At 61.3% G+C, this 15430-nt stretch carries 13 protein-coding genes and 1 pseudogene; 9 read left to right on the top strand and 5 right to left on the bottom strand.

What is annotated here, in order from left to right; translation table 11 throughout:
• The first annotated feature begins 24 nt into the window (after window positions 1–24).
• The gene (xdhC, locus tag SLW74_RS10525) at window positions 25–864 is read left to right on the top strand and encodes a xanthine dehydrogenase accessory protein XdhC (protein WP_065988716.1); all 840 of its coding nucleotides are present in this window, start codon (window positions 25–27) and stop codon (window positions 862–864) included.
• Window positions 865–888: 24 nt separating this feature from the next.
• Window positions 889–2205 carry a guanine deaminase gene (gene guaD, locus SLW74_RS10520; protein ID WP_410928802.1) on the top strand — a complete coding sequence of 439 codons (1317 nt, stop codon included), beginning with the start codon at window positions 889–891 and terminating at the stop codon, window positions 2203–2205.
• A 53-nt stretch (window positions 2206–2258) separates the two neighbouring features.
• Here guaD and SLW74_RS10515 read toward each other — a convergent pair whose 3' ends face one another.
• Entirely contained in the window at window positions 2259–3023 is a 765-nt protein-coding gene (locus SLW74_RS10515) for a GntR family transcriptional regulator (protein WP_065988718.1), read from the bottom strand.
• A 357-nt stretch (window positions 3024–3380) separates the two neighbouring features.
• On the opposite strand from SLW74_RS10515, the gene SLW74_RS10510 reads away from it, so the two are divergent.
• Entirely contained in the window at window positions 3381–4727 is a 1347-nt protein-coding gene (locus SLW74_RS10510) for an NCS2 family permease (RefSeq protein WP_410928801.1), read from the top strand.
• A gap of 1 nt (window position 4728) precedes the next feature.
• Here the strand turns inward: SLW74_RS10510 and SLW74_RS10505 are convergent, their stop codons facing one another.
• From SLW74_RS10505 to uraH, 4 genes are all read right to left on the bottom strand, one after another.
• On the bottom strand, window positions 4729–6318 hold the full coding sequence (locus tag SLW74_RS10505; protein ID WP_410928800.1) for a gamma-glutamyltransferase family protein: 1590 nt from the start codon (window positions 6316–6318) through the stop codon (window positions 4729–4731).
• A 23-nt stretch (window positions 6319–6341) separates the two neighbouring features.
• Window positions 6342–7613, bottom strand: coding sequence for an oxalate/formate MFS antiporter (oxlT, locus tag SLW74_RS10500; protein ID WP_369319304.1), 1272 nt, complete (start codon window positions 7611–7613; stop codon window positions 6342–6344).
• A 450-nt stretch (window positions 7614–8063) separates the two neighbouring features.
• Window positions 8064–8489 (bottom strand): DUF3830 family protein, encoded by a 426-nt coding sequence (locus tag SLW74_RS10495; protein ID WP_065988722.1) that lies wholly within the window; start codon window positions 8487–8489, stop codon window positions 8064–8066.
• A gap of 50 nt (window positions 8490–8539) precedes the next feature.
• Window positions 8540–8893: a hydroxyisourate hydrolase gene (uraH, locus tag SLW74_RS10490; RefSeq protein WP_065988723.1), complete on the bottom strand. Its 354-nt coding sequence runs from the start codon at window positions 8891–8893 to the stop codon at window positions 8540–8542.
• A 382-nt stretch (window positions 8894–9275) separates the two neighbouring features.
• On the opposite strand from uraH, the gene puuE reads away from it, so the two are divergent.
• The 6 genes and pseudogenes from puuE (at window position 9276) to SLW74_RS10460 (ending at window position 15347) form a co-directional block, all read left to right on the top strand.
• A complete protein-coding gene (gene puuE, locus SLW74_RS10485; RefSeq protein WP_410928799.1) occupies window positions 9276–10202 on the top strand; it encodes an allantoinase PuuE in 927 nt (308 codons plus the stop codon).
• On the top strand, window positions 10199–10714 hold the full coding sequence (gene uraD, locus SLW74_RS10480; protein ID WP_192130058.1) for a 2-oxo-4-hydroxy-4-carboxy-5-ureidoimidazoline decarboxylase: 516 nt from the start codon (window positions 10199–10201) through the stop codon (window positions 10712–10714). The genes puuE and uraD overlap by 4 nt, the downstream gene beginning before the upstream one ends.
• A gap of 41 nt (window positions 10715–10755) precedes the next feature.
• Window positions 10756–11751: an allantoicase gene (alc, locus tag SLW74_RS10475; RefSeq protein ID WP_410928798.1), complete on the top strand. Its 996-nt coding sequence runs from the start codon at window positions 10756–10758 to the stop codon at window positions 11749–11751.
• 209 nt (window positions 11752–11960) lie between these two features.
• Complete coding sequence (locus tag SLW74_RS10470; protein WP_410928797.1) at window positions 11961–12464, top strand: ureidoglycolate lyase; 504 nt, start codon at window positions 11961–11963, stop codon at window positions 12462–12464.
• A gap of 47 nt (window positions 12465–12511) precedes the next feature.
• The gene (locus tag SLW74_RS10465) at window positions 12512–13852 is read left to right on the top strand and encodes a urate hydroxylase PuuD (protein ID WP_410928796.1); all 1341 of its coding nucleotides are present in this window, start codon (window positions 12512–12514) and stop codon (window positions 13850–13852) included.
• Between the two features lie 139 nt (window positions 13853–13991).
• Window positions 13992–15347 (top strand): annotated as a pseudogene (locus SLW74_RS10460) (nucleobase:cation symporter-2 family protein).
• The last annotated feature ends 83 nt before the right edge of the window (window positions 15348–15430 follow it).

The following is a 15430-nucleotide window of genomic DNA, read 5'->3' as shown; positions in this document are numbered from 1 at the left end:
AACCCGCCGATCAGGAGAAATCACATGAATAACTGGATCAGCGCCCTCGCCGATTTGCAGCAGCAGGGCGAGGCCTGCGTGCTGGTGACCATCATCGAGGAGCGGGGCTCGACGCCGCGCAATGCCGGCTCGAAAATGGTCGTCAGCGCCGGGCGGATCTTCGACACCATCGGCGGCGGTCACCTGGAATACAAGGCCATGGAAATTGCCCGGGAGATGCTCGCCAGCGGCAGCCAGCACACCCGCCTGGAGCGCTTCAGCCTTGGCGCCAGCCTGGGTCAGTGCTGCGGCGGCGTTAACGTGTTGCTGTTCGAACCCATGGGCCAGCCCCAGGCGCACATTGCCGTTTTCGGCGCCGGCCACGTCGGTCGGGCGCTGGTGCCGCTGCTGGCCAGCCTGCCCTGCCGCGTGCGCTGGATCGATTCCCGCGAGGCCGAATTTCCCGCGCACCTGCCAGAAGGCGTGACGCAGATCCTCTGCGAGGACGTCACCGAAGAAGTGGATAACCTCCCCGCTGGCAGCTATTGCATCGTCATGACCCACAATCATCAGCTGGACCTGGAACTCGCCGCTGCGATTCTCAAGCGTGGCGACTTCAGCTATTTCGGCCTGATCGGCTCGAAAACCAAGCGCGTGAAGTTCGAGCATCGCCTGCGGGATCGCGGCTTCGATGCTGCGGTGCTGCAGCGGATGCGGTGCCCGATGGGCCTGACCGAGGTCAAAGGCAAGCTGCCTATGGAAATCGCCGTGTCCATCGCCGGCGAAGTGATCGCCACCTACAACGCTCATTTCGGCGAGCAAAGCACCACCGCCGAACCTGTCGCCAAGCTGCTGCCGGTGTCCCGCCGCAGCCAGGCCCAATGAATCCCGGAAGAACGATCAACTGACATGACCACAGATATCAGCACCGCCAAAAAAGCCTACCGCGCCGCCATCATTCACAGTATCGCCGACCCTGCCGACGTAGCGGTGGAAGCGTCGTACGAATATTTCGAAGACGGCCTGATGGTGGTCGACAACGGCAAGATCATCGCCCTCGGCAATGCCGAAGACCTGTTGAAGACCCTCGCCAACGACGTCGAAATCGTCAGCTATCAGGACGCGCTGATCACCGCCGGTTTCATCGACACCCATATCCATTTGCCGCAGACCGGCATGGTCGGGTCCTACGGCGAGCAGTTACTCGACTGGCTGAACACCTACGTCTTTCCCTGCGAGAAGCAGTTCGAAGACCCTGAGCATTCGGCGCAGGTGGCTGACATCTTTCTCAAGGAACTGCTGCGCAACGGCACCACCACGGCACTGGTGTTCGGCAGTCGTCACAAGGAGTCGGTGGAGGCGCTGTTCAGTGCAGCCGAGAAGCTCAATCTGCGCCTGATTGCCGGCAAGGTGATGATGGACCGCAACGCGCCGGATTATCTGGTGGACACCGCTGAATCCAGCTACGTCGACAGCAAGGCGCTGATCGAGCGCTGGCATGGCAAGGGCCGTCTGCATTACGCCGTCACCCCGCGCTTCGCCCCGACCAGCACGCCCGAGCAATTGACCCTGGCCGGCCAGTTGCTGACCGAATACCCCGACCTGTACATGCAGACCCACATCAGTGAAAACCTGAAGGAAGTCGAGTGGGTCAAGGCGCTGTTCCCGGAGCGCAAGAACTACCTGGACGTGTACGACCATTTCAACCTGCTCGGCGAGCGCTCGATGTTCGCCCATGGCGTGCACCTGTGCGACCAAGAGTGTGAGCGCCTGGCAGAAACCGGGTCAGCCATTGCCTTCTGCCCGACCTCCAACCTGTTCCTCGGCAGTGGGCTGTTCAACTTGCCGATGGCGGAAAAGCACAAGGTCAATGTAGGACTCGGGACAGACGTCGGCGCCGGGACGTGCTTCTCGCTGCTGCACACGCTGAACGAGGCGTACAAAGTCATGCAGCTGCAAGGCGCCAAACTGAGCCCGTTCAAATCGCTGTACCTGGCGACACTGGGCGGCGCACGGGCGCTGCGGCTTGACGACAAGATCGGCAATCTGCAGCCGGGCAGTGAAGCGGACTTCGTGGTACTGGACTACAACGCCACGCCGCTGCTGGCCTACCGCATGAGTCAGGCGACCAGCATCGAAGAGCGGTTGTTTGTGCTGATGACCCTGGGGGATGACCGGACCGTGAGCGAAACGTATTCGGCGGGGGGGTTGGTGCATAAGCGTTGAGGCGCTGCTGCACGCTCTGCGTTCGCCGCAAGAGATGCGGCGAACGGGAGGGGTTAGACCGCGGTGCTGCGCCCTGCCTTTTTCTTCGGCAGCATCAGGTGCGAGAACACGGCGTGGAGGTCGTCGGAGGCGCTGTCTTCGTCGAGGTTGAGCTTGCTGTCGATGTGATCCATGTGGTGCATCATCAGGTTCACCGCCAGGGTCGCGTCGCGGGCTTCGATGGCGTCGATCAGTTGGGTGTGTTCATCGTATGAGCAGTGCGAGCGGTTGCCGCTTTCGTACTGCGCGATGATCAGCGAGGTCTGCGAGACCAGACTTCGCTGGAAGCTGATGAGCGGAGCGTTTTTCGCCGCTTCCGCCAGCTTCAGATGGAATTCCCCCGACAGACGAATGCCTGCTCCGCGATCCCCTTTGGAAAAACTGTCGCGCTCGTCGCTGACCATCTGGCGCAGCTCGCTGAGCTGTTCCGCCGTGGCGTGCTCGACCGCCAGTTCAGTGATCGCCTTCTCCACCAGACGCCGGGCAAAGAACACCTGTCGTGCCTCATCGACGCTCGGGCTGGCCACCACCGCCCCACGGTTAGGGCGCAACAACACCACCCCCTCGTGGGCCAGACGCGAGAGTGCGCGACGAATGATGGTGCGGCTGACGCCGAAGATTTCACCCAGGGCTTCTTCACTCAGTTTGGTGCCGGGCGCCAGGCGCTGTTCGAGAATCGCCTCGAAAATGTGCGCGTAGACGATGTCGTCCTGGGTGCCGGTACGGCCGGATTTGGCCGTGCGTGAGTGTTTCTTGAGGGGTTGCAGCTGATCGTTCATGGGCACTCGTGGTAACAGAATCCGGCGCGGGGCATTGCCGTGATCAGGGCGGGTACGACCACTGTTGGAGCAACCAATAGCAGATATCCCGGCAAAGTCACAGTAAAAGTAATGGCGCATTGTACACAGCCGGCAACGTCTGCACAGGCCCCGAAACGGCGGGGCGTTATGCACACAATCCGCCAAATATACCGAACAATATCTAAAACATTATTTGCATTATTTGTATACAAAAGCATAATCCTCTCGTGCACGTTTCTGACCTTTCAGTCAACAAATCGGCCTGACAGGTCCACCGCCTCCCGGAGCCCGCAACCGGCTTTGTCATAACAACAAAAACGTCCCGAGGATTTCACTGTGGAAAGTCGCAAAACCGAAGCCACGCCGCTGGATCTCACGCTGCCGCGCAGAGGCCTGCTTGAACGCCTCTTCAAACTGAGCCTGCACGGCACGACCGTCCGGACCGAGCTGCTGGCGGGGCTCACGACCTTCATCACCATGGCCTACATCATCTTCGTCAACCCCAACATCATGGCCGACGCCGGCATCGATCATGGCGCGGCGTTCGTCGCGACCTGCATCGCCGCGGCGCTGGGCTGCCTGCTGATGGGGCTGTACGCCAACTGGCCGGTGGGTCTGGCGCCGGGGATGGGCCTGAACGCGTTCTTCACCTACACCGTTGTCGGCACCATGGGTTACAGCTGGGAAACGGCCTTGGGCGCGGTGTTCGTCTCGGGCGTGATCTTCATGTTCCTGACGCTGTCGCGGATCCGCGAATGGCTGCTCAACAGCATCCCGGTCAGCCTGCGCTACGCCATGGGCGCCGGGGTCGGTCTGTTTCTCGGGCTGATCGGCCTGAAGACCGCCGGCATCGTGGTCGACAGCCCGGCGACGCTGATCAAGCTCGGCTCGTTGCGCGAACCCGGTCCGCTGCTCGCCGCCATCTGCTTTCTGATGATCGCCGTACTCAGTTATCACCGGGTCTTCGGCGCGATCCTCATCAGCATCATCGCGGTGACGCTGGCCGGCTGGGGCCTGGGGCTGGTGCATTACAACGGCATCTTCTCCACCCCGCCGAGCCTGGCGCCGACCTGGATGGCCATGGACCTGACGGGCGTGTTCAACGTCAGCATGATCAGCGTAGTGCTGGCGTTTCTGTTCGTGCACATGTTCGACACCGCCGGCACGCTCATGGGTGTGGCACAGCGCGCCGGTCTGGTGCGCGAAAACGGTCGCATCGAGAACCTCTCGCGGGCCTTGAAGGCAGACAGCGCCTCCAGCGTGTTCGGCGCAATGGTCGGTGTGCCGCCAGTGACCAGCTACGTGGAGAGCGCCTCGGGCGTGGCGGCCGGGGGGCGGACGGGGCTGACCGCCGTGACCGTGGGCGTGCTGTTCGTGGCGGCGATGTTCTTCGCCCCGCTGGCTGGCATGATTCCCGCCTACGCGACGGCAGGGGCATTGATTTATGTGGCGATGTTGATGATGGGCGGCATGGCGCACATCGACTGGGACGAAGCCACCGACAGCATCCCGGCGATCGTCACGGCGATCATGATGCCGCTGACGTTCTCAGTCGCCGACGGCATCGCGCTGGGCTTTATCACTTACGTAGTGCTCAAAGCCGGCACCGGCAAACACAGGGAGATTTCGGTCAGCCTTTGGGCGCTCTGCGCGATCTTCATCGCCAAGTTTGTGTTTCTGTAAATCAATAGCCGGCGGCGGCGCCATTGCCACGCGGATCGAAAGCGCCTTCAAAGCTGCCATTGACCAGCCGCACCGCAGCCCCGGCATGCCCCATGGTTTCAGTGAAGGCCGCAAGCAACTCGACCTCGTGGCCACGGCGCTTGAGTTCATCGACAACGGACGCCGGGAAACGCGACTCCAGTTTCAGGGTGTCCGACGTATCACCCCAGGTCCGCCCCAGTAACCAGCGCGGCGCCGTCACCGCCTGCTGCAATGACTGACCAAACACCGCGTAGCGGCTGAACACCGCCGCCTGCGTCTGCGGCTGACCGTCTCCACCCATGGTGCCGTAGACCATGGCGCGGCCATCCTTCAAGCGGGCCGCCGCAGGGTTGAGCGTGTGGAACGGCTTCTTGCCCGGCTTCAAGACCAACAGGTGCTCAGGATCGAGACTGAACGAGGCGCCGCGGTTCTGCCAGTTCAAGCCCGAGCCCTGCAACACCACGCCGCTGCCGAATTCGTGGTAAATGCTCTGAATGAACGAAACCGCCAACCCGTCGTTATCGATCACACCCATCCAGATCGTGTCGCCCGGCCCCTTGCCTTCACCCCACGGCGCGGCTTGCTGCGGATCAATGCGCGCGGCCAGCGCTTGCAGATTGTCCGGCGCCAGGCAGCTCTGTGGGTCGATAGTCATGTGCTCGGGGTCGGTTATGTGACCATCGCGCAGCGCGAATGCGAGCTTGGTCGCCTCCACCAGGGTATGAATATGGTCTGCCTCGTCCGCGGCATGTGAGGCTAGACCTGCGTGATCGGAAATCCCCAGGATCAGCTGCGAAACCAGCCCCTGGCTAGGGGGCGTCAGGTTGTAAACCGTGCCTGCGCTGTGGGTCAGCTCAAGGGGGCGCACACGCCTGGCCCGGTAGCTGGCCAGATCGGCGCGGGTCACCGGCGCGCCCAGTGCCTCCAGATCATGGGCGATGGAATCGGCAAGCGCCCCGCGATAGAAACTGTCGAGACCGTCGTCGGCCAAGGCTTGCAGCGTGTCCGCCAGACGCGGTTGCCGGAACAGACTGCCAGCTTGCGGCGCTGCGCCGTTCGGCAAAAACGTCTCCGCAAAACCCGGCACATGCTGCAGCTCAGCCTGCTTGGCAGAAGTGGCGACGTGTTGCGAGACGGTGGTGGGGATTCCAGACTGTGCATAGTGGATCGCGTCTTCGAGCAGGCGCGGCAAAGGAGTATGGCCACCCCGTTGCGCCGAAACGGCCAAGGCCTCCTGCCAGCCGCCTACGGTTCCCGCCACGGTCAGCGCCGCATCGACGCCACGGGTCGGGATCTTGTTCATGCCTTCGTAGCGGCTCAGGGTGGCCAGACTGCCAGCCGGACCGCTGGCGTCAATCGCCACCGGCTCGCCCTGAGCAGGCATGATGAGCCAGAAACCGTCGCCGCCCAGGCTGTTCATGTGTGGGTACACAACGGCGATCGTGGCGGCTGCCGCGACCATGGCCTCGATCGCGTTCCCGCCCTCGCGCAATACTGCCAGCGCCGATTGGGCAGCGAGGCTGTGAGGTGCAACGGCAATGCCCCGAGCGGCCAGTGTGGTGTTCAACATGCGCAAATTCCTTGTTGTAAAAATTACAGAGCGTGTGCGGCAAGCCAGTTCATACGCATGCGTTTGAGCACGAAGAAGGCCAGCAGAGCGGTGACGATGTCAAAGCTGATGGCCACTGCGAATACCGGGTACCAGCTACTTGTGTACTGGTGCAGCAGCGCTGCAACCGGACCGCCAAACACCGCGCCAATCCCCTGCGCCATGTACAGAAAACCGTAGTTGGTAGTGGCGTGGCGGGTGCCGAAGGTGTCGGTCAGGGTTGAGGGGAACAGGGAGAATATTTCACCCCAGCCCAAGAACACGACACCCGACAACAGCACGAACAGGACCGGATTATCACTGGTCAGCAACCACAGCGTCATGGCTACACCTTCAAACAGGAACGCGAACGCCATGGTGTTTTCACGGCCGAAACGGTCGGAAATCCAGCCGAACAATGGCCGGGTCAGGCCATTGCAGACCCGGTCGATGGTCAGGGCCAGTGGCAAGGCCGCCATGCCCATCACCATGACGGTGGTCATGCCGAAATCCTTGGCGAAGCTGGCCATCTGTGAGGTCACCATCAGACCGGACGTGGACATCATGGTGAACATGGCGAACATCAGCCAGAAGACTGGCGTCTTGAGCATCTCGCGGGGCGCGACATCAGAAACGGTCTGGGGCGTTTGCGCCACCGCCGCATCACGCAACAGTGCCGGTGGTTGACGCAAAAACCGCGACGCGGCAAGCCCGACCACCCCCAGCACCAGGCCGAACGTCATCATGGTCTGTTCCATGCCAGCACTTTGCAGACTGTTGCTGATAGGAAACGTGGTGAGCATTGCGCCCATTCCATAGCCTGCGGCCACAGCGCCTGCCGCAAAACCGCGACGGTCCGGGAACCAGCGCACCATCAGACCGACAATTCCCACGTAGACAATCCCGGTACCCAGGCCACCCACCACGCCATAACTCAAGTACAGCATGCTTAGAGAAGAAGCCTGACTGGCCAGCACCCAACTAAGGCCGGACAACGTGCACCCCAGACCGACCAGCAGGCGAATGCCAAAACGATCGACCAGATAGCCCTGCACGGGGGAAAAGAATGTCTGCAAAATAATCAACAGGGAAAAGGTGATTTGCACTTGCGCCAGCGAAACACCAAGTTTATTGGTCAGCGGGCCGGTAAACAGCGTCCAGACATATTGCGGACTGGAAATCGCCATCATGCACACAACACCGATGAAAAGTTGATACCAACGGGCGGTCGCAACAGGCGTACGTGCGCCTTCAATAATGTATTGATCACTGCTCATGGCATTAGGCTCGAAGTTGGGTTTATCGAGTCAAAGCAAAGAGCAAACGGCATGCCAGCCACTTAAATCGCTTCAACTTATCTGCCTATTAAAAACCAAACTTACGCCGGTCAAAACCTTTCGTCCGCGCCTCCGCCTTCCGGCTATTTATCCGAAATTCAATGTATATATAAGTCCAACTAAACAATGAGTGGAAAAGAACGTACGCGCCAAGCGCAGGCTTGTCTATCGCTAAAGGGACGGCGTATATCGCCTAACGGACACGCGCAAAATTCGAGGTCAGCTTATCGCCCGACGTCGGTGCAGCGACGCACGCCGCGCACCAGGCTGACCCGATTTACAACGGCGGCAACGGTATTGCCGGGCATGAGAAGAGCGGTCCGAACCCGGCCGCCCTCTTCATTCATAGCGCGCCGGGAATAGATCCAGCCGCCTTTGCGAGCGCGAACTTCACGCCCGCTCGAATACGATCTCTTGAGCCCCTTCCCATAACGTCTTCACGCCCAGGGCGCGCAAGTTTTCCTTGCCTTGCACGATGGTCAGAAAGTGATTGCCCGCCAGTTGCCCCATTTTGCTGGCAAAGCAGCAAGAGCCGTACGCCACGAGAATCTCGGTTTCGCTATAGGGGCCGGGGTAGAAAAGAATGTCACCCACGGAAGGATGGCTGGTGTGATTCTCGAAGCCGATGGGCTCCTCGCCCTTCAGAAGTTGATACTCACCCAATGGCACCCAGCATCCCTCGCCACTCCAACGCACGTGAATCAGCTTCTGACGATACGGCAGCAATGCGAGAAACGCCGAGACAGTTTCCGGGGCATCGGGGTGAGTTTCGGCGAGAAACTGATACCCGCCTGCGGTGATTTTAAGAGTGGTCATGCAGCATTGTCTCCTCAATAGGCATGGCGATGATCCGAGGCGCGGCGGCCCTAGCTCCCGCGATAGGTCGAATAACTATAAGGCGAGATCAGCAGTGGCACGTGATAGTGGTCCTGCGCCGCATCAATGCCGAAGCGCAGCACGACCACATCAAGAAACGCGGGGTCGGGCAGTTGAACGCCTTTGGCGCGGTAGTAATCACCTGCGTGGAATTGCAACTGGTAGACGCCTGAACGGTAATCATCGCCCTGCAACAATGGCGCGTCGCATCGACCGTCGGCGTTAGTGACGGCGTCGGCGACTTTCTCCAGCCGTTCGCCTTCAACCCGGTAAAGCACGATGTGAATGGAGCTGCCGGGGCAGCCGTGAGCGGCGTCCAATACGTGTGTGGTCAGTCGTCCCATGCTTGTCGGGGCCTCGCTTGAGAAGTGGAAAATCAGGTACGCGCACCAATTGAGGGCTCAGCGGGTGCGGGAGATGAACGATTAAGACACTTTGATCGTAAATTGTACACAATAGATATCGTTCCATAGCCCGTTTTGCTTGTCGCGTCTGCATAACCCGTATTTCAGAGCCGAGTCAGGAAATTATTAGGGTTTTTGTAAAGATCCTGACCAACAAGGCAGGTTTCTTGCAGCACCAGCCTTCGCAAGAAAAGAAAAACAGGCTTACAAAATGCGGCCAAGGTTGTATACAATCTTTTCACCGCAACGGCAGTCCCCTGCATCGTTCCTGCAATGTCAGACAGCCACAGCAACAGACAACACGCACAGAAGGAATCTCGCAGTGAGCGCCGACTACCCACGCGACCTGATCGGTTACGGCAGTAACCCGCCCCATCCCCACTGGCCAGGCAACGCCCGTATCGCGCTGTCGTTCGTGCTCAATTACGAGGAAGGCGGCGAGCGCAACATTCTGCATGGCGACAAGGAATCCGAGGCGTTCCTCTCTGAGATGGTCGCCGCGCAACCGCTGCAGGGCCAGCGCAACATGAGCATGGAATCGCTTTACGAATACGGCAGCCGCGCCGGCGTGTGGCGCGTGCTCAAGCTGTTCAGGCAATTCGACATCCCGCTGACCATTTTCGCGGTGGCCATGGCCGCCCAGCGTCACCCGGACGTGATCCGCGCCATGGTCGACGCCGGCCATGAGATCTGCAGCCACGGCTATCGCTGGATCGACTATCAGAACATGGACGAGGCCCAGGAACGCGAGCACATGCTCGAAGCCATCCGCATCCTCACCGAACTCACCGGCGAGCGTCCGCTGGGGTGGTACACCGGGCGCACCGGCCCGAACACCCGGCGGCTGGTGATGGAAGAAGGCGGCTTTCTCTACGACTGCGACACCTACGACGACGACCTGCCCTACTGGGAGCCGAATAACTCCACCGGCAAGCCGCATCTGGTGATCCCCTACACCCTGGACACCAACGACATGCGCTTCACCCAGGTGCAGGGTTTCAACAAGGGCGACGACTTCTTCGATTACCTGAAAGACGCTTTCGACGTGCTCTACGCCGAAGGGGTCGAAGCGCCGAAAATGCTTTCGATCGGCTTGCACTGCCGCTTGATTGGCCGCCCGGCCCGGCTGGCCGCGCTGCAGCGTTTTCTTAAGTACGTCAAAGGCCACGAGCAGGTCTGGTTCGCCCGTCGCGTGGAGATCGCGCGGCACTGGCACCAGGTTCACCCCTTCAACGGAGCTGCCGAATGAGCCGTTTTCAGACCCTGACGCCCTCTTCCTTCAGCCGCGAAGCCTTCGTCCAGACCTTCGCCGACATCTACGAACACTCGCCTTGGGTCGCCGAACAGGCCTATGACCGGGGCCATCTGCACGAACTCGATGATATCGAGACGCTGCATGCACGCATGAGCGACATCCTGTTGAGCGCCGATCACGCCGCGCAACTGGCGTTGATCAACGCCCACCCGGACCTTGCCGGCAAAGCCGCCGTGCAAGGCCAACTGACCGAAGCCAGCACCTCTGAACAGGCTGGCGCCGGTATCCACCAATGCACGGCCGAAGAGTTTCAGCGCTTCACCGAGCTGAACGACGCCTACAAGGCGACGTTTGCGTTCCCCTTCATCATGGCGGTGAAAGGCAGCAACCGGCATCAGATCCTCGCGGCCTTCGAGACGCGCATTCACAACACGGCAGACGCCGAGTTTGCCTGCGCCCTCGCCGAGATCAACAAGATCGCGATGTTCCGCCTGCAAGCCCTCTGACCGACCGTTCCCACGCCCCTTATCAAAGGCAGACAAAAAGAATGAAAGCTTACGCCGCACCCTTCGAGAAGTTCGTCAACCTGGCCGATGCGCGCCTGGGGACGAAGATCCTGTCCGTCACCGATGACTGGTTCGCCGACGCCAACCGTCTGTTCCAGCCGACCCCTGCGGTCTGGAAAGAAGGCGTGTTCGACGACAACGGCAAGTGGATGGACGGCTGGGAGTCGCGCCGCAAGCGCTTCGAAGGTTACGACAGTGCGGTGATCCGTCTGGGCGTCGCTGGTTCGATCAAGGGCGTGGACATCGACACCTCGTTCTTCACCGGCAACTACCCGCCCTCGGCCTCGCTGGAAGCGTGCTTCCTGGCGTCGGGCGAGCCGGACGAGCACACCGTGTGGACCGAAGTGCTGCCGGCCGTGGAGCTCAAGGGCGACAGCCACCACTACCACGATATCGCGGACGCCAAGGCCTACAGCCACTTGCGTTTCAATATCTACCCGGACGGCGGCGTGGCGCGTCTGCGGGTGTACGGCGTGCCTCACCGGGACTGGTCGGCAGTAGGCGACAACGAGCAGATCGACCTGGTCGCGGCGCTGAATGGCGGCCGTGCACTGGCCTGCTCCGACGAGCATTTCGGGCGCATGAGCAACATCCTCAACCCGGGCCGTGGCGTGAACATGGGCGACGGCTGGGAAACCGCACGTCGCCGCACCCCCGGCAATGACTGGGTGATCGTGGCGCTGGGGCATGCCGGTGAGGTCGAGCAGATCGTCGTCGACACCCTGCACTTCAAGGGCAACTACCCGGACAGCTGCTCGATTCAGGCGGCGTTCGTCAAAGGTGGCACCGACAGCCAGATCGAAACCCAGAGCCTGTTCTGGCGCGAACTGCTGCCGAGCCAGAAGCTGGAAATGCACGCCGAACACACGTTCGTCGAGCAGATCAGGGCGCTGGGACCGGTTACCCACATCCGCCTGAACGTGTTCCCGGATGGTGGCGTGAGCCGGTTGCGGGTGCTGGGCAAAGTCGCGAAATAACACCAGACCCTGTGGGAGCGTGGCTTGTCCCGCGATCGGCGACGAAGTCGTCGCAATAGCGGCAACTGCGCTCTGTCTGATACCCCGCGTGCGCCGGTCTTGCTGACGCTTCGCGCCAGATCGCGGGACAAGCCACGCTCCTACAAAAGATTGCGTAGACCAAAGACCACAGTGTTTTCATTTACGAATAACGAGAAAGAAGACCCCGCATGCGCACACTGATCATCGAGCCGTTGACCAAGGCAGCCTTCGCCCCGTTTGGCGATGTCATCGAAACCGAGGGCAGCGATCATTTCATGATCAATAACGGCTCGACCATGCGCTTTCACCGTCTGGCCGAGGTTGAAACGGCCACGCCGGACGACAAGGCGATCATCAGCATCTTCCGCGCCGAGGCGCTGAACATGCCGTTGACTATCAGCATGCTGGAGCGCCATCCGCTGGGCAGCCAGGCCTTTATTCCGCTGCTCGGCCATCCTTTTCTGGTCGTGGTCGCGCCACTTGGCGATGCACCTGAACCCGAGTTGACCCGCGCCTTCATCACCAATGGCAGGCAGGGTGTTAATTACCATCGCGGCGTCTGGCACCACCCGGTGCTGACGATCGAAAAGCGGGATGACTTCCTGGTGGTTGATCGCAGTGGCAACGGCAATAACTGCGATGAGCATTTCTTCGAAGAGAGTCAGAAGATGGTTCTCGATCCCCAACTATAAGAAGGGTCTGACCACCCGCCAAGGGGTGGCAGGCAAAGGGTAAGACTGTGGCTGCACATCTGATGGAATGGCTGAATCTGGGCGTGCGCTGGATTCACATGATCGTCGGGATCGCCTGGATCGGCGCGTCCTTTTATTTCGTCTGGCTGGAGAACAACCTCAACCGCGCCAACCCCCGTGAGGGTCTGTCGGGCGACCTCTGGGCGATTCACGGCGGCGGTATCTATCACCTGGAAAAGTACAAACTGGCCCCGCCGACCATGCCGGACGACCTGCACTGGTTCAAATGGGAAGCCTACTGGACCTGGATGTCGGGCGTCGCGCTGCTGTGCATCGTGTTCTATTCCAACCCCACCCTTTATCTGCTGGCACCCGGCAGCACGCTGAGCGGCGGCGCAGGCATCGCCATCGGCGTCGGCTCATTGATCGCCAGCTGGACGATCTACGACATCCTCTGCGATTCGCCGCTGGGCAAGCGCCCTGTCCTGCTGGGCCTGGTGCTGTTCGTGCTGGTCATCGCGGCCTGCTTCGGCTTCAGCCAGGTGTTCAGCGGGCGAGCAGCTTACCTGCACACGGGTGCGATCATCGGCACGATCATGGTCGGCAACGTGCTGCGCATTATCATGCCGGCCCAGCGCGCGCTGGTCGCCGCCATCGCCGAGAACCGCACGCCGGACCCGTCGCTGCCCGCCAAAGGCCTGCTGCGTTCACGGCACAACAACTACTTCACCCTGCCGGTGCTGTTCATCATGATCAGCAACCACTTCCCGAGCACCTACGGCAGTCAGTACAACTGGCTGATCCTGGCCGGGATCGCGGTGTGTGCGGTGCTGGTCCGTCACTTTTTCAACACCCGCCACAACAGCCACAAATATGCCTGGGCCCTTCCGGTCGGCGCGTTGGGGATGATGTGTCTGGCGTACGTCACCGGCCCGGCGCAAACATCTCGCAGCCCGGACGTGGCGGCGAACATCCAGTACCAGCCGCTGCCGGGCACGGCCATCGGCGGTCATCGCGCCGACGAGCCGAAGCCCGAGGTCGCGCCAGCGCCTGTCGCCGCTGCGCCTGAAACTGTGCCTGCACCTGCCCCCGCTGCCGCGCAACCCGCGCAGGCCAGCAGTGGCGGTGTGGATTTCGAGAAAGTCCACAGCGTGATTCAGGAACGGTGCACCGTCTGCCACTCCGCCAAACCCACCAGCCCGCTGTTCAGCAGCGCGCCGGCCGGAATCATGTTCGACACGCCGCAACAGATCCAGCAACTCGCCCCGCGCATCCAGGCCCAGGCCGTAACCGCGCAGATCATGCCGCTGGGCAACATCACCCAGATGACCCAACAGGAACGTTACCTGCTGGGGCAATGGATTGATAAGGGGGCGCAGACGAACTAAGCAGCTGCAAGCTTCAAGCGGCAAGCCACAAGTCAGAAGCAGTACGCGATCGGCTTTAGCTTGAGGCTTGCCGCTTGAAGCTTGTCGCCTCTACCGATTCAAAGCTTCAACCCCAAAATAAGAACAAATGAGGTGTTGCATGTCCGAGTCAACTCACGCGCGCATCCATGCCGCGCCGCCACGACAGCCCCTGCCCTTGCTGCAACTGATTCTGGTGGGCCTGCAACACGTCCTGTTGATGTACGGCGGTGCCGTTGCAGTGCCGCTGATCATCGGTCAAGCCGCCGGGCTTTCCCGGGAAGACATCGCCTTCCTGATCAACGCTGACCTGCTGGTCGCCGGCATTGCCACGGTGGTGCAGTCCCTCGGCATCGGTCCGCTGGGAATTCGCATGCCGATCATGATGGGCGCCAGTTTCGCCGCCGTCGGCAGCATGGTGGCGATGGCCGGTATGAGCGGCGTCGGCCTGCCGGGGATCTTCGGCGCGACCATCGCGGCGGGCTTCTTCGGCATGCTGATCGCACCGTTCATGTCGAAAATCGTGCGCTTCTTCCCGCCGCTGGTGACCGGCACGGTGATCACCTCCATCGGCCTGTCGTTGTTCCCGGTGGCGGTCAACTGGGCCGGCGGCGGCAGCAAGGCGGTGAGCTTCGGCGCCCCGGTGTACCTCGGCGTCGCTGCGCTGGTGTTGTTGACCATCCTGCTGATCAACCGATTCATGCGCGGGTTCTGGGTGAACATCTCGGTGCTGATCGGCATGGGCCTGGGCTACATCCTCTCCGGCTTCATCGGCATGGTCGACCTCAGTGGACTGGGTCAGGCCGAATGGCTGAAAGTGGTCACGCCCCTGCACTTCGGCATGCCGCAATTCAGCCTCGCGCCGATCCTGTCGATGTGCCTGGTGGTGGTGATCATCTTTGTCGAATCCACGGGGATGTTCCTCGCCCTGGGCAAGATCACCGACCGCGACGTCACGCCCGGCATGCTGCGCCGGGGCCTGCTGTGCAATGCGGCCGCCTCGTTTCTTGCGGGCTTTCTCAACACCTTCACCCACTCCTCGTTTGCGCAGAACATCGGCCTGGTGCAGATGACCGGTGTACGCTGCCGCTCGGTGACCATTGTCGCGGGCGGGTTTCTCATCGTGCTCAGCCTGCTGCCGAAAGCGGCCTATCTGGTGGCCTCGATTCCGCCTGCCGTATTGGGCGGCGCGGCCATTGCGATGTTCGGCATGGTCGCCGCCACCGGGATCAAGATCCTCCAGGAAGCGGACATCTCCGATCGGCGCAACCAGCTGCTGGTCGCGGTGAGCATCGGCATGGGCCTGATCCCGGTGGTGCGGCCGGAGTTCTTCAGCCAGCTGCCGCAGTGAATGGGCCCGATCACCCACAGCGGCATCGCCATGGCGACGCTGAGTGCCGTGCTATTGAACCTGCTGTTTAACGTGCTCGGCGGTGCCGATCGTGCGGTGATGGCCGGACCGTTGCATCCACACTGAGGGGTTGCCCTGTTTTCGACGGGAGTGCGCTGTGACAGAGCACTTGAGCACTGCCGCGCGAGTCAGTATCCTCCGCCGCCGCT

Origin of the sequence: Pseudomonas sp. W5-36 (genome assembly GCF_046540455.1) — a bacterium.
Classification (GTDB): domain Bacteria; phylum Pseudomonadota; class Gammaproteobacteria; order Pseudomonadales; family Pseudomonadaceae; genus Aquipseudomonas; species Aquipseudomonas graminis_B.
This window is presented reverse-complemented; position numbering and strand designations above follow the sequence as displayed.

Bases quoted from the DNA above. Each gene is read 5' to 3' on its own strand.
- SLW74_RS10515 (WP_065988718.1), bottom strand. From the start codon at position 3,023: ATGAACGATCAGCTGCAACCCCTCAAGAAACACTCACGCACGGCCAAA.
- SLW74_RS10505 (WP_410928800.1), bottom strand. From the start codon at position 6,318: ATGTTGAACACCACACTGGCCGCTCGGGGCATTGCCGTTGCACCTCAC.
- oxlT (WP_369319304.1), bottom strand. From the start codon at position 7,613: ATGAGCAGTGATCAATACATTATTGAAGGCGCACGTACGCCTGTTGCG.
- xdhC (WP_065988716.1), top strand. From the start codon at position 25: ATGAATAACTGGATCAGCGCCCTCGCCGATTTGCAGCAGCAGGGCGAG.
- uraH (WP_065988723.1), bottom strand. From the start codon at position 8,893: ATGGGACGACTGACCACACACGTATTGGACGCCGCTCACGGCTGCCCC.
- SLW74_RS10470 (WP_410928797.1), top strand. From the start codon at position 11,961: ATGCGCACACTGATCATCGAGCCGTTGACCAAGGCAGCCTTCGCCCCG.
- SLW74_RS10495 (WP_065988722.1), bottom strand. From the start codon at position 8,489: ATGACCACTCTTAAAATCACCGCAGGCGGGTATCAGTTTCTCGCCGAA.
- alc (WP_410928798.1), top strand. From the start codon at position 10,756: ATGAAAGCTTACGCCGCACCCTTCGAGAAGTTCGTCAACCTGGCCGAT.
- guaD (WP_410928802.1), top strand. From the start codon at position 889: ATGACCACAGATATCAGCACCGCCAAAAAAGCCTACCGCGCCGCCATC.
- uraD (WP_192130058.1), top strand. From the start codon at position 10,199: ATGAGCCGTTTTCAGACCCTGACGCCCTCTTCCTTCAGCCGCGAAGCC.